18 protein-coding genes and 1 riboswitch are annotated in these 19,681 nt (G+C 69.2%); of the genes, 3 read left to right on the top strand and 15 right to left on the bottom strand.

The features are described from left to right. Nucleotides 1-92: 92 nt before the first annotated feature. The gene (locus tag ACIO3S_RS10565) at nt 93-1,316 is read left to right on the top strand and encodes a hypothetical protein (RefSeq protein ID WP_400462714.1); all 1,224 of its coding nucleotides are present in this window, start codon (nt 93-95) and stop codon (nt 1,314-1,316) included. Between the two features lie 50 nt (nt 1,317-1,366). Here the strand turns inward: ACIO3S_RS10565 and gcvP are convergent, their stop codons facing one another. From gcvP to ACIO3S_RS10550, 3 genes are all read right to left on the bottom strand, one after another. Then, nucleotides 1,367-4,255, bottom strand: a complete 2,889-nt coding sequence (gene gcvP, locus ACIO3S_RS10560; RefSeq protein WP_400462711.1) for an aminomethyl-transferring glycine dehydrogenase — start codon at nt 4,253-4,255, stop codon at nt 1,367-1,369. A gap of 59 nt (nt 4,256-4,314) precedes the next feature. Then, nucleotides 4,315-4,405, bottom strand: a riboswitch (glycine riboswitch). A gap of 81 nt (nt 4,406-4,486) precedes the next feature. Then, the gene (locus tag ACIO3S_RS10555) at nt 4,487-5,104 is read right to left on the bottom strand and encodes a MerR family transcriptional regulator (protein ID WP_201451022.1); all 618 of its coding nucleotides are present in this window, start codon (nt 5,102-5,104) and stop codon (nt 4,487-4,489) included. 145 nt (nt 5,105-5,249) lie between these two features. Beyond that, nucleotides 5,250-6,656 carry an MFS transporter gene (locus ACIO3S_RS10550; RefSeq protein ID WP_400462708.1) on the bottom strand — a complete coding sequence of 469 codons (1,407 nt, stop codon included), beginning with the start codon at nt 6,654-6,656 and terminating at the stop codon, nt 5,250-5,252. A 142-nt stretch (nt 6,657-6,798) separates the two neighbouring features. Between ACIO3S_RS10550 and ACIO3S_RS10545 the strand changes: the two genes are divergently transcribed. After that, nucleotides 6,799-7,635: a helix-turn-helix transcriptional regulator gene (locus tag ACIO3S_RS10545; RefSeq protein ID WP_400462705.1), complete on the top strand. Its 837-nt coding sequence runs from the start codon at nt 6,799-6,801 to the stop codon at nt 7,633-7,635. A 7-nt stretch (nt 7,636-7,642) separates the two neighbouring features. Here the strand turns inward: ACIO3S_RS10545 and ACIO3S_RS10540 are convergent, their stop codons facing one another. The 10 genes from ACIO3S_RS10540 to ACIO3S_RS10495 all read right to left on the bottom strand — a co-directional run bounded on the left by ACIO3S_RS10540 (nt 7,643) and on the right by ACIO3S_RS10495 (nt 15,755). Next, nucleotides 7,643-8,110, bottom strand: coding sequence for a bifunctional nuclease family protein (locus ACIO3S_RS10540; RefSeq protein ID WP_091042032.1), 468 nt, complete (start codon nt 8,108-8,110; stop codon nt 7,643-7,645). 64 nt (nt 8,111-8,174) lie between these two features. Next, nucleotides 8,175-8,927, bottom strand: a complete 753-nt coding sequence (locus tag ACIO3S_RS10535) for a MerR family transcriptional regulator (RefSeq protein WP_350713951.1) — start codon at nt 8,925-8,927, stop codon at nt 8,175-8,177. Nucleotides 8,928-8,930: 3 nt separating this feature from the next. Continuing rightward, on the bottom strand, nt 8,931-9,413 hold the full coding sequence (locus ACIO3S_RS10530; RefSeq protein WP_160023650.1) for an FHA domain-containing protein: 483 nt from the start codon (nt 9,411-9,413) through the stop codon (nt 8,931-8,933). A gap of 126 nt (nt 9,414-9,539) precedes the next feature. Then, complete coding sequence (gene gcvH / locus ACIO3S_RS10525) at nt 9,540-9,926, bottom strand: glycine cleavage system protein GcvH (RefSeq protein WP_357339795.1); 387 nt, start codon at nt 9,924-9,926, stop codon at nt 9,540-9,542. A 93-nt stretch (nt 9,927-10,019) separates the two neighbouring features. Continuing rightward, the gene (locus tag ACIO3S_RS10520) at nt 10,020-11,351 is read right to left on the bottom strand and encodes a DUF881 domain-containing protein (protein ID WP_400462699.1); all 1,332 of its coding nucleotides are present in this window, start codon (nt 11,349-11,351) and stop codon (nt 10,020-10,022) included. A gap of 19 nt (nt 11,352-11,370) precedes the next feature. Next, the gene (locus ACIO3S_RS10515; RefSeq protein ID WP_008359542.1) at nt 11,371-11,703 is read right to left on the bottom strand and encodes a small basic family protein; all 333 of its coding nucleotides are present in this window, start codon (nt 11,701-11,703) and stop codon (nt 11,371-11,373) included. Beyond that, a complete protein-coding gene (locus ACIO3S_RS10510; protein ID WP_400462694.1) occupies nt 11,700-12,629 on the bottom strand; it encodes a DUF881 domain-containing protein in 930 nt (309 codons plus the stop codon). Before ACIO3S_RS10510 ends, ACIO3S_RS10515 begins: the two co-directional genes overlap by 4 nt. Next, nucleotides 12,622-13,263, bottom strand: a complete 642-nt coding sequence (locus ACIO3S_RS10505) for a CDP-alcohol phosphatidyltransferase family protein (protein WP_350843421.1) — start codon at nt 13,261-13,263, stop codon at nt 12,622-12,624. The genes ACIO3S_RS10510 and ACIO3S_RS10505 overlap by 8 nt, the downstream gene beginning before the upstream one ends. A gap of 90 nt (nt 13,264-13,353) precedes the next feature. Further along, entirely contained in the window at nt 13,354-14,412 is a 1,059-nt protein-coding gene (locus tag ACIO3S_RS10500) for a hemolysin family protein (RefSeq protein WP_400462691.1), read from the bottom strand. Further along, on the bottom strand, nt 14,412-15,755 hold the full coding sequence (locus tag ACIO3S_RS10495; RefSeq protein WP_160023662.1) for a hemolysin family protein: 1,344 nt from the start codon (nt 15,753-15,755) through the stop codon (nt 14,412-14,414). The genes ACIO3S_RS10500 and ACIO3S_RS10495 overlap by 1 nt, the downstream gene beginning before the upstream one ends. 288 nt (nt 15,756-16,043) lie before the next feature. Here ACIO3S_RS10495 and ACIO3S_RS10490 point away from each other — a divergent pair, with 288 nt between their 5' ends. After that, nucleotides 16,044-17,657, top strand: coding sequence for a GMC oxidoreductase (locus ACIO3S_RS10490; RefSeq protein ID WP_400464609.1), 1,614 nt, complete (start codon nt 16,044-16,046; stop codon nt 17,655-17,657). Between the two features lie 164 nt (nt 17,658-17,821). On the opposite strand, the gene ACIO3S_RS10485 is transcribed toward ACIO3S_RS10490, so the two are convergent. Then, on the bottom strand, nt 17,822-18,157 hold the full coding sequence (locus tag ACIO3S_RS10485) for a DUF1048 domain-containing protein (protein ID WP_400462687.1): 336 nt from the start codon (nt 18,155-18,157) through the stop codon (nt 17,822-17,824). A gap of 123 nt (nt 18,158-18,280) precedes the next feature. Then, on the bottom strand, nt 18,281-19,576 hold the full coding sequence (locus ACIO3S_RS10480) for a DUF222 domain-containing protein (protein ID WP_400462684.1): 1,296 nt from the start codon (nt 19,574-19,576) through the stop codon (nt 18,281-18,283). Between the last annotated feature and the right edge of the window lie 105 nt (nt 19,577-19,681).

The following is a 19,681-nucleotide window of genomic DNA, read 5'->3' as shown; positions in this document are numbered from 1 at the left end:
TACCCGCCAGTAGTTCCCCGGGAGTGACGTACGTCACTAGCCTGAGGCGGCTCCGCACCGCGGAAGCCGTCCCAGATCACCCGGAGGTTTCCGTGCCACGTCTCAGCACCCGTGTCGCCCAGGTCGCCGCGACCCTTCTCCTTCCAGCGTCCCTGCTCTCCGCAACGACGTTGATGGCCTCACCCGCCCACGCCGACGGCCCCGGAAGCGGCGCGCCGTGGATCGTCACCGTGGGTGACAGCTACGTCTCCGGCGAGGCCGGCCGCTGGGCCGGCAACAGCAACTCCGGCGAGTCGCTCGTCGATGCGGGCGGCAGCGCGACCTACTTCGACAACGCCAGCCACACCGCCGAGACGATCAACCGCTGCCACCGCAGCACGGCCGCCGAGGCGTACATCGGCGGTGGCGTGAGCGGGTTCAACCTGGCCTGCTCGGGCGCGAAGGTCGCCACGACCACGACCAGCGAGGGCTACTTCAAGCCCGGCATCGACTTCTACTCCAGCGGCAGCAACCAGGGCCAGGCCCTCATGCTGCAGAGCTTCGCGGCGAGCCACAACGTCGAGGCGGTGACGATCGGCATCGGCGGCAACGACTTCAACTTCGCTGGCATCGTCACCCAGTGCGTACAGAACTTCCTGCTCTCGCCGTCCTGGAGCAAGGACTACTGCAAGGACGACGCGGTCGTCACCAGCGCCATGGCGGCCGGCAATGTCGCCGCAGTACGCGCCAGGATCACCACCGCGTTCCAGAACGTGCGCACCGCCATGCGCAACGCGGGCTACGCGGACGGCGCCTGGACCCTGATCGTCCAGAACGTGCCCTCGCCGCTCGCGACCTCCTCGGTCTACCGCTACAGCGAGTCCGGCTACACCCGTCAGAACACCGGCGGCTGCGGTTTCTGGAACGCGGATGCCGACTACGCGTACACCACGATCCTGCCGACGATCAACAACGCGATCTCGGGTGCGGCGAGCGACTCCGGGCTGACCAACATCAAGAAGATCGACGTCACCGGCGCCTTCGCCGGCCGCCGGCTGTGCGAGAACACCGTGGGCCTTCTCGAGGAGAAGGGGCTGTCGAGCTGGCGGGCCTCCGGTGCGGTCGACCGCACCGAGTGGGTCAACCAGATCCGCACCGTCTCCACCGCGAGCGGCAACTACTACATCCAGGAGAGCCTGCACCCCAACTACTGGGGACAGCTCGCCCTGCGCAACTGCCTACGCCAGGCCTACAACGCCGGCGCGCCGAGGTCCGGCACTTGCACCCACGGCACCGGGCTCAACGCCAACGGCGAGCCGATCATGACCCTGAACTGACCAAGACCTCGCCGAGTCGGCGCGTTATGACGCGCCGACTCGGCGGGAGGTCACTCGGCGAAGGACTCCACCGGCGGGCAGGAGCAGACCAGGTTACGGTCGCCGTAGGTGTTGTCGATGCGGGCGACCGGCGGCCAGTACTTGTCCGGGTCGATGCCGCGCGGGAAGACGGCCTCCTCGCGGGAGTAGGCGCGGTCCCAGTCGCCGACGAGAGCACGAGAGGTGTGCGGAGCACCGCGCAGGACCGAGGTCTCGGCGGTCCACTCGCCCGAGGCGACCCGGTCGATCTCGCCCTTGATCGCGATCATCGCGTCGATGAACCGGTCCAGCTCGCCGAGGTCCTCGGACTCGGTGGGCTCGACCATGAGCGTGCCGGCGACCGGGAAGGACATCGTCGGGGCGTGGAAGCCGTAGTCGATGAGCCGCTTGGCGACGTCGTCGACGGTGACACCGGTCTCCTTCGTGATCGGCCGCAGGTCGAGGATGCACTCGTGTGCGACCAGCCCGGTCTCGCCGCGGTAGAGCACCGGGAAGTGCTCGTTGAGGCGCGAGGCGACGTAGTTGGCCGACAGCACCGCGGCGGACGTCGCCCGGGTCAGACCTTCGGCGCCCATGAGCCTGACGTACGCCCAGGAGATCGGCAGGATGCCGGCCGAGCCGTACGGAGCAGCCGAGATCGCACCGATGCCGGAGCGCTTCGAGGCGTCCGGGTGCAGGGAGTGCGAGGGCAGGTAGGGCGCCAGGTGGGAGCGGACCGCGACCGGACCGACGCCGGGGCCGCCACCGCCGTGCGGGATGCAGAAGGTCTTGTGCAGGTTGAGGTGGGAGACGTCGCCGCCGAACTCACCGGGCTTGGCGTAGCCGAGGAGCGCGTTGAAGTTGGCGCCGTCGATGTAGACCTGTCCACCGGCCTCGTGCACCAGCGAGCAGACCTCGGTGATGCCCTCCTCGTAGACCCCATGGGTCGAGGGGTAGGTCACCATGATCGCGGCGACGTTCTCGCCGTGGGCGTCCAGCTTCGCCCGCAGGTCGTCGAGGTCGACGGTGCCGTCCTCGGACGACTTCACGACCTCGACCTTCATCCCGGCCATCACGGCCGAGGCGGCGTTGGTGCCGTGCGCGGAGGACGGCATCAGGCAGATCTTGCGGTGACCCTGGCCCTGCGCGTCCAGGTAGCCGCGGATCGCCATCAGTCCGGCGAACTCGCCCTGCGAGCCGGCGTTCGGCTGGATGGAGACCTCGTCGTAGCCGGTGACCTCTGCCAGCCAGCCCTCCAGCTCACCGACCAGACGCGTGTAGCCGGCGGCGTCCTCGGCGGGTACGAACGGGTGCAGGTCGGCGAAGCCGGGCAGCGAGATCGGCTCCATCTCGGTGGTCGCGTTGAGCTTCATGGTGCACGAGCCGAGCGGGATCATGCCCTTGTCCAGCGCGTAGTCGCGCGCCGCCAGCTTGTGCAGGTAGCGCAGCATCTGGGTCTCGCTGTGGTGCGCGTTGAAGACCTCGTGGGTGAGGTAGTCGGTGGTGCGCAGCAGGCCGTCAGGCAGCGCGCTGGCCGTGGTGCGGTCGATCTCGTCCAGATCCGCACCCGAGACACCGAAGGCGTTGAGCACGGCCGACAGGGTCGAGCGAGTGGTCGCCTCCGAGGTCGAGATGCCGACGGTGTCGGCGTCCACGAGACGAAGATGTACGCCGAAACGGCGCGCCGCGGTGACGACGTCTGCCGCCCGCCCGGGGACGGTGACACCCAGCGTGTCGAAGAACGTCTCCGAGACCAGCGGGAGCCCGGCCGACTTGAGCGCGGCGGCCAGGACGGCGGCGTAGCGGTGGGTCCGGGTCGCGATCGTCCGCAGCCCGTCGGGGCCGTGGTAGACGGCGTACATCGAAGCGCCGACGGCCAGCAGCACCTGCGCGGTGCAGATGTTGGACGTCGCCTTCTCACGGCGGATGTGCTGCTCGCGGGTCTGCAGAGCGAGGCGGTACGCGGGCCGCCCCTCGGCATCGATGGAGACGCCGACGAGACGACCGGGCAGGTGCCGCTCGATCCCCTCGTGGACGGCCATGTAGCCGGCGTGCGGGCCGCCGTAGAAGAGCGGGATGCCGAAGCGCTGCGTCGAGCCGACGACGACGTCGGCGCCGATGGTGCCGGGCGCCTCCAGGACGGTGAGCGCGAGCAGGTCGGCGGCGACGACGGCCAGCGCACCCCGCTCATGGGCGGCGTCGATGACCGGCTTGAGGTCCGGGACGCGACCGGAGGCGCCTGGGTACTGCACCAGCACGCCGATCACGTCACCCTCGGGCAGACCCTGCGAGAGGTCGGCCACGACGACCTCGAGGCCCATCGCCTCGGCACGCACCTTCACGACCTCGATCGACTGCGGCAGGGCGTCGGCGTCGATGACGAACGGACCGGAGCCCTTGCGGTTGGCCCGGTGGACCAGCGCCAGCGCCTCGGCGGCCGCGGTGCCCTCGTCCAGGAGCGAGGAGTTGGCCACCGGGAGGCCGGTCAGATCACCGACCATGGTCTGGAAGTTGATGAGCGCCTCGAGGCGGCCCTGGGAGATCTCGGGCTGGTAGGGCGTGTAGGCGGTGTACCAGCTCGGGTCCTCGAGCACGTTGCGACGGATCACCGGCGGCGTCACGGTGGCGTGGTAGCCGAGCCCGATCATCGCCTCGCCGGGCTTGTTGGAGGCTGCGATCTCCCGCGCCAGCGACGCGACCTGCGCCTCGCTCAGCGCGGCCGGCAGGTCCAGCGACTCGACCGAGCGGATCCCGGCCGGGACGGCGGCGTCCATCATCGCTGCTACCGAGTCGTACCCGAGCCGCGCGAGCATGGTCGCCTCGTCGGCGGCCGAGAGTCCGACGTGGCGCGCCACGAACGGAGAGGCGGCGTCGAGCTCGGACAGAGTGGGCGTGTCGGACACAGTGGCTCCTGAGGGCATCTAAGACAACTCGTACGCCCTCCCCCTCTGTCACCGCACCTGCGCCGCTTCAGAGTTGCCTGGTCCGCACAGTCGTGGATGCCTGAGAGTTTCCGGGGAGGAATTGCCCCTTCGGCGCCCCTTCGAGAGGAGCTCTCCCGTGCGGGATGGTCAGCACCTCCAGCATAAACGACTCGACCCCGAGGCCCCGCCTCTGCGGGGACCTCGGGGTCTAGTGTTACGTGACGTTTACTATCCGGCGTTGCGCGCCGCGCGGCGGGCGGAGAGCTCGTCGGACATCGAGGCGACCTGCTCGCCGTCGTCGGTCGTACGCTCGCTGGGGAGCTCGGAGAGCGTGCCCTCGATCTCGCGCCAGACGCCACCGATGGCGATGCCGAAGACGCCCTGCCCGCCCTGGAGCAGGTCGATGACCTCGTCGTTGCTGGTGCACTCGTAGACCGAGGCGCCGTCGCTCATCAGGGTGACGCGGGTCAGGTCGTCGGTGCCCCGCTCACGCAGGTGCTGCACGGCAGCGCGGATCTGCTGCAGTGAGATGCCGGCGTCGAGGAGCCGCTTGATGACCTTGAGGATCAGGATGTCGCGGAAGGAGTAGAGCCGCTGGGTGCCGGAGCCGGTGGCCCCGCGCACGCTCGGCTCGACGAGACCGGTGCGCGCCCAGTAGTCGAGCTGGCGGTAGCTGATCCCCGCAGCGTTGCAGGCCGTCGGCCCGCGGTAACCGGTGTCGCTCGGCAGGGGCGAGACATCGTCGGTGAAGAGAAGGCCCTGCTCGTCAGCCTGCTCCGCCGCGCGTTGCGCGTCGTCGGCGCCGTGCCCGGGCTTCTGCTCGTGGTCGAACACGATGTCCTCCATCGTCTACTCCGTTGTGCGTAACTCCACTCGGGGAATGAACGGCTGCGGCGGGGGGACCACATCGTTGGAGTTACAACAGAGACAACTACAAGGTAAGCGCCGCAAGGGCCCTGGTCAAAGAACCCCCTCCGGCGTGTCGTCGGGGCTAACCCTCAAGTAGAGCCTGAGGCTTTCGACGCCTGGCGGTCGCCACGAGGGCGGTCAGCACCAGGACGCCGGCCCCGACGAGGAGAGATACCTGCATCCCCGGGAGCGTGAGGATCCCGGACGCACCTGCCCCCAGACCGCCGAAGACGGCGACCGCGATCGCGCCGCCCGTCTGCCGAAACGTGCTCAGCGCGCCGGTCGCGACACCCACGCGGGCGGGCTCGACGGCGTCGATCAGGTCGGCGGTGACGAGGGTGATCGCCAGTGCGCCGCCGGTGGCGAGCGGGACGAGCAGCACCAGGACCAGCCAGACCGGCGTCGTCGTCGTGAGCGGGAGCAGGGCGAGCATTCCGACCGCGAGGATCAGCTGGCCCCCGACGATGAGCGCGCGGCGGCCCACGACGTACGCCAGGCGCGGCGCCACGACGTTGGCGCACGTGGTCATGGCCGCCGGGATGACGAACATCAGCCCCGCCTCGGCACCGCTCCAGCCCCGCACCTGCTGGTAGTAGAGGCCGAGCAGGAAGATCCCACCGTAGAACCCGAAGTTGATGCCGAACCCGGAGACCAGCGCGACCGCGACCCTCCCCTGAGCCACCAGCCCGAGCGGCAGCACCGGCGCCGCCGAGCGGCGCTCCACCACGACGAAGGCGACGGCCGCCGCGACGGCTACCGCTGCCGCGAGCAGGGCGGGCGCGTGCCAGCCGGTGTGACCGGCCTCGATGACGGCGTACGTCAGCGCCGACAGCGCGAGCACGGCGAGCGCCTGGCCAGGGAGGTCGAGCGGTGCCTTGCGCCGTACCGCCCGGATCCGCAGACCGGCCAGCAGGGCGACGATGAGGATCCCGACCGGGACGTTGACCAGGAACACCCAGCGCCAGCCTGCGTACTCGCTCAGCAGGCCTCCGGCCACCGGCCCCAGCGCCATCGCCGCCGATCCGCCGATCGTCCACACGGCGATCGCCTGCCCTCGGGCCCGCGCGTCGTCGTACGCCACCCGGACCAGCGCCAGCGACGCCGGCATGACCAGCGCGGCGGCAGCACCCTGGAGCACCCGGGCCGCGATGAGCGCCGGCATCACCGGAGCGGCCGCGCAGGCCACGGAGGCGACGGTGAACAGCACCACCCCCAGCGCATAGGCCCGGACCGGTCCGACCCGGTCGGTCACCGCGCCCGCCGAGAGCATCAGGGCAGCGAACATCAGCGTGTACGCGTCCACGACCCATTGCAGCCCAGCCATCCCGCCACCCAGGTCTCGGTGCAGATAGGGCAGCGCGATGTTGACCGCGGAGACGTCGACGGTGATCACCGTGAAGCCCAGGAGTGCGGCGAGCAGAGCTCGAACGCTTCCCGCGGGCGCGGCTGCCTGACCTCCGCTCGGCACCTCATGGGCTACTGCGGTCATCGTGCTCCTCCTCCAGGTCGTTGTTCCCGAAAGTCTGGTCGCGTCGCGCGCGCAGAGGCAGACCGCGCGATGCCGGGGTGTGACCAGGGGTGGGTGTGACACGGCCCCTCACGCGAGCCGGACCTGCGGCACACTGATAGGGATGAGCGATATGGCTGCGACCGAGCTGGGGCGCTACCTGCGCGCCCGCCGCGCTCGGGTGACCCCGGAGGAGGCAGGCCTGCCCGCCGGCACCGGCGTGCGGCGTACGCCTGGGCTGCGGCGCGAGGAGCTCGCGGCGCTCGCCGGCGTCTCGGTGGACTACTACACCCGGCTCGAGCGCGGGCGGGAGACCAACCCGTCAGCGGCCGTCCTGGACTCGTTGGCTCGTACCCTGCGCCTGACCGGCGATGCCCATCAGCGCCTGCACGAGCTCGCCGAGGTCGCCTCGGGACGCATCAGCGTGCCCCAGGCGACGACCGATACGACCGTACGTCCCTCGGTGCTCGTCATGCTCGAGCAGCTGGGGCCGCTGCCCGCCTTCGTGTTCAGCAGGCACAACGACATCTTGGCCGCCAACCGGCCGGCCCGGCGGCTCTACCCGGGTCTGTGGGACGGGCCGCGGGAGCACCGGAACCTGACCCGCTACCTCTTCCTCGACCCGATCGGGCGACACCTGCTCGACCCGTGGCACCAGACGGTGGCCAGCTCGGTCGCCAACCTGCGCGCCGTCGGCGGCACCGACGTCGACTCACCCCGGCTCGCAGCATTGGTGGGCGAGCTGCTGCTCAAGTCGCCGGAGTTCGCCGCGATCTGGGAGCTCTACGACGTGTGTGAGCGCAGTGGCGGCACGAAGACCTTCGAGCATCCGCGGGTCGGCCGGATGACGCTCACCTACGAGGTCATGCAGCTGGCCCGCACCGGCGGTCAGCGCATGATCGTCTACCAGGCGGAAGCCGACACGGTCGACGAGAAGGCGATGCTCGCGCTGAGCGAGTGATCCCGACTCAGTGGGACTCGAAGTCCTCGGGCGTGATCTCGTCGAGGAACTCGCGGAACTTCTCGATCTCGTCCTCCTGCTCGGCCGGGACGGCGAGCCCCGCCTCGTCGAGGACCTCGTCGGAGACCACGATCTTGGTCCCCGTACGCAACGCCAGCGCGATCGAGTCCGAGGGCCGCGCGCTCACCTCGACGCCCGAGGCGAAGACCAGGTTGGCGTAGAAGACGCGGTCGGTGACCGAGGTGATCTGCACCTCGGTGAGCTCGTTGCCGGTCGCCTCCAGCACGTCCTTGAGCAGGTCGTGGGTCAGCGGCCGCGGCGGGACCACGCCCTGCTGGGCGAAGGCGATCGCGGTCGCCTCCACCGCGCCGATCCAGATGGGCAGGTATCGCTCACCCGCCACCTCGCGCAACAGCACGATCGGCTGGTTGGAGGGCATCTCCACTCGGACTCCGAGCACATCGACCTCGCGCATGTCATCCACCCTACCCGTCTCCGGGTCGCGACAGCAGCCCGGTTGACCGCCGATATCAACCGAGTCAGCGGTCGCGCAGTCCCGACTTCACCAAGGTGGCGTGCAGACGGACCGCCAGGGAGGCGATCTCGCTGCCGATCTCCTCGGCCCGGCCCTGCGCTCCGGCGTTCCCGGGGCGCCGCAGCGGCGCCACGATCTGCTCGATGAGACCGACCTCGCGGTCGGCGGCGGCCTTCATACCGCGCAGGTGACGAGGCTCGATGCCGAACTCGGCCAGCTCCTTGGCCGTGCGCGCGATCGCAAGAGCATCGGTGTCGTAGTGACCGCTGCGCAGCGGCACCACCAGCGCCATCTTCTCCAGCTCGGTCAGCAGCGCGTCGTCGACCTCGGCCACCTTGAGGAGCTCGCGTCGCGAGATCCGCATGTTGTCCGTACGCCGGAACGACTCCGCGCCCGGCGCGCCGCTGGGCGTCAGGGCCACCGTCGGGACCGTGGGCACGGTCGGCTCGATCGCCGGCGGCTCGAGGCCCCGGTCGATCGCGTCCAGGTGCTCGCCGATGACCTTGAGCGGCAGGTAGTGGTCGCGCTGCATCCTCAGGACATAGCGCAGCCGCTCGACATCGCGGCGGGAGAACTTGCGGTAGCCCGCGGGCGTACGCTCCGGCTTGATAAGTCCCTTGTCCTCGAGAAACCGGATCTTGGGGATCGTCACCGTGGGAAAGTCCGGACGCAGCTGATCCAGGACCTGCCCGATGTTGAGCCGCTCCCCCGAGTCGCTAGCCGGCCGTTGAGGGTCAGGCATCGCGGCGGCGGCCATCGGCTACGCCCCTTCGTGCCCGGCGTAGAAGACGAGCCGGAACTTGCCGACCTGGACCTCGTCGCCGTCCTTGAGGACGACCTTCTCGATCCGGTCGCGGTTGACGTAGGTGCCGTTGAGGCTGCCGACGTCGGAGACCTCGAAGGTGTCGCCGGTTCGCGCGAACTCCGCGTGGCGACGCGAGACGGTGACGTCGTCGAGGAAGATGTCGCTGTCCGGGTGACGACCCGCGACCACGGTGTCCTGGTCGAGCAGGAAGCGGCTTCCGGCACCGGGGCCGCGCTGCACGACGAGCATGCCGTTGCCCCGCGGCAGGGCCTCGACGGTGGCCGCCTCGACCGGGCTGAGCACCCGGTCAGAGGTGTCGGCGTCAGCCCCGAGCTGAATCGTCGAGGTCTGGTCGGTCCCGGTCAGGCTTACGCCACACTGCGAGCAGAACCGCGCTTCGTCGGGGTTCTGGCTGCCGCAAGCGGGGCACACGGACATTTTTGAGCTCCAGGTTCATCGAGGGCCGGGCACCTACCCTCAAGTGAACGTTGAGGGATGGTATCCGCAACCTATCAGGTCGGCCCAGGTGTTCGGTTGTGCTGCGCCAATTCTTAGCGCACGGCCTTAGGCGTCGAGTGATGCCTCGTACGCCGCGGCGTCGAGGAGGCTCTCCAGCTCGGCAGGATCGGACGGAGTGACCTCGAACAGCCAGCCCCCGCCGTAGGGGTCGTCGTTGACCAGCTCGGGCGTGGCGTCGAGCGATCCGTTGACCGCGACGACCTCGCCGGAGATCGGCGCGTAGATGTCGCTGACCGACTTGGTCGACTCGAGCTCGCCGCAGCTCTCGCCCGACTTGATCGTGTCACCGACGGCCGGCATCGACACGTAGACGATGTCGCCGAGGGCGTCCTGGGCGTAGTTGGTGATCCCGATCCGTACGGAGCCCTCGGTCTCGCCAGGGTTGCGCAGCCACTCGTGCTCGCTGGTGTACTTCAGGTCCTCGGGGTACACGGCCATCTCCTCATCAGGCGTACTGGTCTGGCCGCGGAAGATCGTCCCGCGAGCCGGTTGTCGAAACCCTACTGCGCCCCACCGACGAAACGGTCAGCGGGACACGGTGTGAATCGACTCGATGTCGATCTTCTCCTCCGACTCCACCTTGACCTCCGCGCCTTGCTCCTCGAGCTGGTCCTGCGGGCCCTGGTAGAAGTCGATCGCGCCGGCCAGCGTGTCGGGCGGCCCGATCACCTGGAGGCGGTAGGGCGGGCTGATCAGCTCGCCGCCCACGTTGAGACCCGCGCCGGGCTGGCTGACCTCGATCGAGGACGACGCGACCAGGCGTACGGCCTCGCCGTCGGCCCCCTCGATCTCCATCGCCTCGGCACCGCTCGTGCGCAGCTCCTCGATCAGGTCGAGAAGCGCGGTCAGCCGCAGCGGGTCGGCGCCGGGGTCGATCTCGATGGTGATGCCCGGACCGCTGACCGGCACCGTCCCGGCGATCACCCGGAGCGTGTCGACCTGCTCCTCGGCGCGCTGCAGCGCGGTCTGCTGCTGGAGTGTCTGGTCCTCGAGCTCGTCGCGGGTCGCCTCGAGCTCCTCGATCTGCTCCTGGGCCTTCTGCGTCGTGCCGGCCAGGCCGGAGAGGATGTCGATCAGCTCCTGCTCGCGCAGGCCGGCGTACGTCGAGTCCTCGGTGTTCGTCTGGACCTGCACCACGGCGGCATAGCCGAGTACGCAGAGCAGGACCGCCACGGCCACCTGGCCGCGCCGGAAGTGGGTGAGCGCGTCGAAGAGTCGCGCCCGGCCGACCAGCGGCGCCGGCTCCTCCTCGGGCTCGTCAGACTCATCAGGCTCATCGGTCTTCTGGGTCTTCGGCCGCTCCTCGGCCTCATCGGGCTCATCGACCTGTTCGGTCTGCTCGTCGACAGCCGTGTCCTCGACCTCGTCGGGCTCTGTGACCTCAGCGGGCTCGTCGCTCTTCTCGGCGTTCTCGGCGGCCGGCGGCTCGGCCCCCGCCGACTCGACAGGCTCAGAGGGCTCGACGAAGTCGACTGGCTCGACAGGCTCGACGTCGTCCTCGTTGTCGGTGGGCTCGACGGACTGGTCCTCGGCGACGTCGGCGTCGTCCGACTCCTCGGCCGCCGGCTCCTCAGGCTCGTCGACAGCCTCGTCCGACGCAGGTTCATCGGACGCAGGATCATCGGACTCCGCCTCGTCGGGCGCGTCCGTCTCCGACGGCTCCTCGGCCTCGGCGGCGTCGGTCGTCTCGACAGACTCCGCGGGCGCCTGCTCAGCAGGCGGCGTACCTTCGTCCGAGGCCTCGGGGATGGCGCCGTCGTCGGTCACAGGCTCGGCGACGGTCTCCTCCGGAGGCGTGGCGGGCTTCTTCGCCGGCGCCTTCTTCGCGGGGGTCCGCTTGGCCGCGGTCCGCTTCACCGGTGGCCTCCTCTTCCGGTCAGGCATGGAAGATGTGCCTCCGGATGGCTGCGACGTTGGTGAAGATGCGGATGCCGAGGACGACGATGACGCCGGTGGACAGCTGGCCGCCGACGCCGAGACGGTCACCGAGGTAGACGATGCCGGCGGCGATCACGACATTGCTGATGAACGAGACGACGAAGACCTTGTCGTCGAAGATGCCGTCCATGAACGCGCGCAGCGCACCGAAGACGGCGTCCAGTGCGGCGACGACGGCGATCGGCAGGTAAGGCGCCAGGCCGACAGGCACCTCGGGCTGGAAGAACAGTCCCAGCACGATGCCGATCACTAGGCCGATGACGGCGATCATTCTTCGCGGTCCCCTTCGCTGTTCTCTTGCATGTCTTCGTCGGTGTTGTCGGTGGGCTTCTCGGAGCCCTGGGTGCCCTTGTCCTTGGACTTGGCCCCGAGGTGGGTCAACTCCAGCAGATCAGCCGGCGCCGCGGGAAGGGTCAGTCGGTCGATGTTCTCGACGTCGTAGGGCATCCCGTAGTCCTGCGTCGTGGTGTGGATCATCGCGCCGGAGACCGTCTCGGCGAAGCGTGCGGCCAGCGTACGCGTGTCGCCGATGGCCGACACCTCATAGGGCGGCGAGAGCGAGACGTCGTTCATCCGGAGGGTGGCACCAGAGGTGATCACGCCGCTGCGCGGGGTGACCCGCTGACCGTCGACGGCGACGGCGGTCGCGCCCGCCTGCCACAGTCCGTTGACGATCACGGCGAGATCGTAGTCGCGGACGGTGCCGCCCTCGCTGCCGTCGGCGGCGTTGTCGATGGTGATCCTGATCCCCGAACCGGTCACCGGAGCGAACCCGGTCTCCTCCGCGGTCGACGCGGCGGACGAGGACGCCGACTCGGCCCGCAGCCCGAGCGAGTTCAGCGCCGCTTCGCTTCGCTGGTTGTCCTCCCTGAGGGCGGAGATCTGACGGTGCAGATCAGCGATCCGGTCCTGACGCTGCTCGATGCGGTCGACCAGCACCTGCCTGCTGGTCTGTCGGATGTCCTCGTTGCGCGAGGTCTGCACCGCGGCGGTCGTGGCCAGCAGCGCGAAGAGGCCGACGACCACCATCGCCCACAGGCCGGGCCGGCGACGCCGCGTCGGCTCCTCCCCCGTGGGCTCGCGCCGCTCGGCGGCGGCCATGTAGTCGGAGTCGATCGCCTGGTCGGTGATGCGGTCGAGCAGTGGCTTGGTGACGTAGGCCCGCAGGTCCTCGGAACCGGGGATCTGGTCAGGCACGGGTCGCCCCGCCCTTCTCCAGCGGTGGCGTGGTGGCCATCAGGCGACGCACCTCCTGGGCGTAGAGGACCAGGCTCCACCACAGCAGCAGGATCCCCCACAGCGCGAAGGCCCAGCCGAAGGCCTGCGCCACCTGGATGGGCAGGCTCGGCTCCAGGCCGAGATCGAGGGTCTCAGGGATGTCGTGGCTGAGGTAGAGCAACGGGAAGGAGGCCAGCATGCAGAAGGCGGCCACCTTGCCGAGAAGATGGATGGGCAGCGTACGCACCCCACGGCTGCGCAGCGCCGGGATCATCGCCAGCAGGCCGACGAACCGCAGCGGCACCAGCAGCGCGATCGGCCACGGGATCACGTCGATCTGCCAGAGCGCGAGCGTCGCGGCCAGGACGAAGACGGTGTTGGCCACCACGTCGAGCAGCTCGCCCGAGCGGCGGCGGCCCAGCTGCTTGCGGTTGAGCCAGCTGTCGAGCAGATCGGTGACCACCGCGAGACCGAACGCGGACAGTGCGATCGTGTCGTCCTCGGCGATCATCACCGCCCACAGCACCACCGGCGCGTAGACGAGCCGCAGGATGCTGAGCAGCTTGCCGAGCACGGGCTGGTTGCGGTCGGCCGTGCCCCGCGGTCGCCGCATGTCCCGGCCATGTTGCAGGCGGGGATCACCAGATCGACGGTTGGGCATCTGCGGGCTCTCCTCTGTCACCAGACGCGGCACGAGCCAACCCTAGTCGGTAGCCGTTGAGTCGTCGGCGTGGGCGGCGTCGCGGATCTCGCCGACCAGCTCCTCGATGACATCCTCCAGCGTCGCCAGGCCGATGGTGCTGCCGTCCTCACGGACGACCCGGGCCATGTGGGCGCCGCGGCGCTGCAGGGTCTCGAGCGTCTCGTGGAGCGCGTCGTCGGGAGTGACCGTCGCGAACGGGCGGATCCACTTGTTCTGGACGGGCTGCCGGCGGCGTACGTCATCGGGCTCGAGTACGTCCTTGATGTGCAGGTAGCCGACCAGGTCACCGCTCTCGCCCGCGACCGGGAACCGGCTGTAGCCGGTCGAGGCGCACACCGCCTCGATGTCGGCACCCGAGGCGCCGCGCGGCACGATCGTCCAGTCGGAGATCGGGATGGTGACCTTGGCGACGGTCTTCTCGGTGAAGCCGAGCGCGCCGGCCAGTCGGCCGTACTCGTCCTCCTCCAGGAGCCCTTCGCCGCGGGACTCCTCGACCATGGCGGCCACCTCCGCGCGGGTGAACGCGGAGCTCACCTCGTCCTTGGGCTCGATGCCGAGCGCGCGGACGCAGACGTTGGCGGCGTAGTTGAAGGCGACGATGATCGGGCGCAGCACGTAGACGACCGCGTAGATCGCCGGGCCGAGGACGAGAGCCGCCTTGTCGGGGCCGGCGAGGGCGATGTTCTTCGGCACCATCTCGCCGACCACCACGTGCAGATAGGTGACCACGAGCATCGCGATCACGAACGCGACCGGGTGGTGGAACGCCTCGGGCAGACCGATCAGGTCGAAGCCGGGCTCGAGCAGGTGGGCCAGCGCCGGCTCGGTGATCGCCAGCAGCAGCACCGAGCAGACCGTGATGCCCAGCTGGGCACCAGCCATCATCAGGCTGATGTTCTCCATCGCCCGCAGGGTGATCCTCGCCATCTGAGAGCCGGCCTGGGCGGCGGGCTCGATCTGGCTGCGCCGGGCCGAGACCAGGGCGAACTCCGAGCCGACGAAGAAGGCGTTGGCGAGCAGCAGCACCAGGCCGAGCACGAGCCCCATCGTGGTACTCATCAGCCGATCACCTGCATCGAGATCCGGTCGATCCTGCGCCCGTCCATGACCTCCACGGTCAGCTTCACGTACCTCGCGTAGACGTCGTCATCGTCGGAGTCGGGCGGCGGATTGCCGGGCACCGTCAGCTCAGCGCTGGCGCCCGGCTCGGGGATACGGCCCAGCAGGCTCAGCATCAGACCGGCGACGGTGTCGTAGTCCTCGCTCTCGGGCAGGGCGACTCCGGTGATGTCCTCGACCTCGTCGGGACGCAGCAGGCCCGACAGCGACCAGCCGCCGTCACGGCGCAGCCGGGCGCGGGCGCTGAGCGGGTCGTGCTCGTCTGCGATATCGCCGACGATCTCCTCGATCACGTCCTCGAGGGTGACGATGCCGGCCTGGTCGCCGTACTCGTCGAGCACCACGGCCAGCTGGAACCCCTCGGCGCGCAGCAGCGCCATCAGCGGGTCCAGGCGCAGCGAGTCGGGCACGACCACCGGCGGCACCATCAGGTGCTTGACCTTCGCCGTGGGCCGCTCGTGCACCGGCAGCGCCACGGCCGCCTTGACGTGCACCGTGCCGACCACGGCCTCGTTGTCGTCGAGCACCGGGAAGCGGGAGTTGCCCGTACGCCGGGTGAGCTCGATCAGCGCCTCGGCGCGGTCGTTGTGGTCGAGACTGTGGACGCGTACGCGCGGGGTCATGATCTCCCCCGCCGTGCGGGTGCCGAACTCGACCGAGCGCTCCATCAGCTCGGCGGTGTCGGCGTCGAGAGTGCCCTCGTGGGCGCTGCGCTGGATCAGCGAGGAGAGCTCGGCGGAGCTTCGCGCCGAGCGCAGCTCTTCCTGCGGCTCCATGCCCAGGCGGCGCACGATGGCGTTGGCGGTGCCGTTGAGCACCTTGATAGGGCCGCGCATCAGCCGGGTGAAGGCCCGCATCGGTCCCTGGGTGACACGCGCCGTCTCCAGGGGCAGGGCCAGCGCGAGGTTCTTGGGGACCAGCTCACCGAAGAGCATCGTCACGATCGTGGAGAGGGTCAGCGCGATGGCCACCGCGATTCCGGCCACCGCGCCCTCGGGCAGGCCGGTGGCGAGCAGCGGCGCGTCGATCAGCTCGGCGATCGCCGGCTCCGACATCCAGCCGATGCCGAGGTTGGTCACGGTGATGCCGACCTGAGCGCCGGAGAGGTTGCTGGAGAGCTCCTTCATCGCGCGGAGCACGCCCTGGGCGCCCTTGTCGCCCTGCTCGGCGGCCATCTCCACCTGGGCGTGGTCCACCGTGACCAGGGAGAACTCGGCGGCCACGAACACACCACAGGCGGCGACCAGCAGCAGCGCCAAGAAGATGAACAGAACCTCGGTCATCAGGCCAACCTCGACGGGTGCGGCCGCGAATCACTCAGCGGGCATGGATATTGGCCGGGTTGCGGTCCGTCCATCGGGGTTCAGATCGTCCTTAGCTGTTGGAAGTGCGGTCAGCCTACATGGCTGTGGTTGCGCCTTCTGCGTTGCTGCACCGGGCTCTCCGAGACGTGTCGCGTTCCGGACACAGTTGTCCAGAACGGGGCCGTGAACCTTGACACACCTCGCCCATTCGTCAACTCTTACGCGGCAGTAACCGACGATTCACGAGCCGAGGGAGTCCCCTTGACCATGTCCTCAGCCTCACGACGTACGTTCCTGGCCGGTGCTGCCGGCGTCGCCGGTGCCGCGGCGTCCGGCCTGCTCGGCGGTCCGGCCGCAGCCACCTCGCCCCGCCGCGTACGACTGGTGCGGGAGGAGCACCGGGCGGTCGTCATCGGGTCCGGGTTCGGTGGTGGCGTGGCCGCGCTGCGGCTGGCCGAGGCCGGCGTGCCGGTCACGGTGCTCGAGCGTGGCCGCCGCTGGCCGACCGGGCCGGACGCGCAGACCTTTCCGACGATCCGTTCGCTCGACAAGCGGGTGCTGTTCCACACCACCGCACCCGAGGCGCTCAAGCCGCTGCAGAAGCTGCTCGGCACTCCCCTGAACTTCGGCCCGTACGTCGGTCTGCTCGAGCCCGTCCTCGGCCAGAACATGCTGGCCATGTGCGCGGCCGGTGTCGGCGGTGGCTCGCTGGTCTACCAGGGCATGACGCTGCAGCCGTCCGCGGAGGTCTTCAACACCTGGTTCCCGAACGAGCTCGACTACGAGCTCATGGACCGGGTCCACTACCCGCGCGTGGCCAAGATGCTCGGCGCCGCAACCGCGCCCGACGAGCTGATCGCCTCGGACAACTACCGGGTCTCGCGTACGTTCGGCGAGCGGGTCGAGGCCGCAGGCTATGACCTGCAGAAGATCCCGATGCCGATCGACTGGTCCTACGCGCTCGCGGAGCTGCGCGGCGAGATGGCTCCCTCCTACACCAACGGCGACTGCGCCCTCGGTGTCAACAACGGCGGCAAGCACTCCGTCGACGTCACCTACATCGAGCAGGCCGAGGCCACCGGCCTGGTGCACGTCGCGACTCGCCACAACGTGACGAGCGTGGCCCGGGCCGCCGACGGTCGCTGGGAGGTCCACGTCGACCGCACCAACGACGCCGGCGACGTCGTGGAGCAGAAGATCCTGACCACCCGTGCACTGGTGATGGCGGCCGGCTCGCTCAACACCAGCAAGCTCCTGGTCCGCGCCGCGGCGACCGACACCATCCCGGACCTTCCCGACAAGCTCGGCCAGGACTGGGGCACCAACGGCGACCGGATCTACATGTGGCGCCCCTTCGACGAGAACCTCACCGGTACGCAGGGTGGTCCCGTCGTCTACCAGAGCCAGGACTGGTCCGACCCGACCACGGCCAACACCGTCATCCAGGCATCGTTGCCACCACTCCCCCTCGGCCTCGACCTGGGCGCCACGATGTTGGTCGGCTTCGGCGTCAGCGCGGACCGCGGCAGCTTCCGCTACAGCTCGCTGACCGACTCGGTGAGCCTCCGCTTCCCCTTCGGCGGCGACTCGGCGAGCTATCGCGCCATCCACGAGCGGGTCTCGAAGATCAGCGGCGGCCTCGGCGCCCTGATCGACACCAACACCATCGTCAACAGCACGTGGCACCCACTCGGCGGCGCCAACATGGGCACCGTCTGCGATCTCGACGGTCGGGTACAGGGCCAGGACGGCCTCTACGTCCTCGATGGAGCGCTCATCCCCGGCACCACGGGTGCGTGCAACCCGTCGATGACCATCGCCGCCGTCGCCGAGCGCGCGATGGACAACATCGTCGCCAAGGACGTCGGGACAGTCATCTGACGGGTGCCACTTGGAGCCGGTTCGGGCCCACCAGGATCTTGCAATGCAAAATTCTGCAGATTTTGCCGAAAGGGGGTGACAACCCCTTAGGTGATGCGGCAACATTGTTCTTGCCCCGCTGGTGACCCGAGACGCCAGCGGGGCTCTTACGTTTTCCCGCCACCTCATGCCAGCTTCTGGGCGACCTGGTTGAGGTTGGCGCGGAGCTTGGCGTGGTAGGCGTCGTGCTGCTCGGGCAGCCGGGCGTCGCAGAAGGCGGCCAGGTCGGTCCCGGTGACCTCGATGACCCGACGTCCGGCGGCGGCCTCGGTCTCGAACAGGTCGAGGATCTCGCGCAGGACCTCGACGATGTCCATGCCGTCGCCGGCGGTGAAGCGCCACATGTAGCTCTTCATCTCGCCATAGACGGTGCGGTAGTCGGCGGGCAGTGCGGCGGCGCGGGCTTCCATGCGCTTCCAGTCCTTCTTGTCACCTACGAGGCGGCTGAGGATGTTGTTCATGGTGGTGCTCCTTCTTCGATGGTTTCGGGTCCCGTGTTCGGGGCGATGGAAGAAGCGTGCAGCCCTGACGTAGCGTCAAGGTCAAGCACCGATCCGAAGAAAGTTCTCGGAGGCGCACGAGCCTCAGGCCGCGAGGGTGTGTTCGAGGAGTACGTCGCGCAGCCTGAGCTCCGCTGGCGACAGTGGTGGTGGGTCTGGTGCCCAGGTGTCGGGTGGTGGGCTGGTGTAGGTGTGCCCGGTCGGTGTGATCGTGATGATGGTGCCGTCGGGTCCTGGTCTGGCCTGCCAGCCGAGGGCTTCCTTGGCCTGGTTGCACCTCTCACACAGACCCTGCAGGTTCTCGGCGCTGGTTTCGCCACCGTCGGCGTGGCGTTCGATGTGGTCGATGTTGCGGATCGGGGCGTCGCAGCCGTTGGTGCGGCAGATCCCGCCGTCCCGAGTCGCAATGAACTCGGCCAGCCCGTCGGGTGCCTTCCTGGAGCGGGACTCCATCGCCACCAGCCGACCGACCCGGTCGGTGAACAGGCGCCGCACGAACACCTCCGCGTCGGCGAGCGCTTCACGGGCCCAGGCCGCGGGGACGGGCCCGTAGCCCTCGACCATGGCCGGCTGGTCGGCGTCGCCGGTGAGGGAGTCGGCGGTCATCACGATCTTGACCTCGATCCGCGGCTTGCCACCGGCCTCGGCGCGGCCGGTGATCCGGTCGACCAGGGTGTCGGCCATGACCTGACCCCGGCTCCGCTCATCACCCGCAGCCGCAGCAGCCTTGGCGGCCTGGTCCAGTGCCGCGAAGACCGCGACCCCGTCCCTGACCGGCAACAACGCGCCGAGCCAGGTCATCGTGTCCGGGGCCGGCCGCAGGCTGACGCGACGGTCTTTCACCGCGTTGGCAGCCCGGGCGACGACGGAGGCTTGGTCGAGGGTGATGGCGAGCTTCTTGGCGGCGTTCTCGAGCTGCCGTAGCCCCATCGACACCGCCCGAGCAGGTTCACCGTCCGGACCCGTAGCGCAGAGCTCGTGGTCGATGACTCGACGGTCCTCCACCGACAAGCAGGCGGTTTCGCGGGCCAGGATGGTGGCTTGCCACTGGGAGAACAGTCCGGCCTTCATCAGCGCGAAGGTGTGCGGCATCTCGCTGATCAGAACTTTCGCGAGGCCGAGGAGTTTGGCGCCCTTCTCGGGCGAGACCCGCCGTGCCAAAGCAACCTGCGAGGCCACGCCCTCGCCGAGCTTGCGGGCGGGCACCCCGGCCTCGGCCTGGCGGTCCCGGACGGCTTCGTCGAGACGTACCGCTGCTTCGGCTTGTACCGCCTCGGCGGTGCACTTGACCGATTCGAGACGCGCGATCCAGTCGACCAGCTCAGCCTCGGACGCACCCGCAGGCGGCCCGGCGAGGAGGCGGTCGATGGTCTCGTACATGCGCCTTATTATATGCGAACAAGCACCGAGATGCGACCTATTTAAGCAGGTCAGCCCCATGTTAGGCGGTCAGCGAACAGGTAACGTGAACTCCGCGCCACTCTC

The organism is Nocardioides sp. NPDC087217, assembly GCF_044744805.1.
Classification (GTDB): Bacteria; Actinomycetota; Actinomycetes; order Propionibacteriales; family Nocardioidaceae; genus Nocardioides.
Note: the sequence above shows the minus strand (reverse complement) of the source record. Positions and strands in the feature narration are given on the sequence as shown.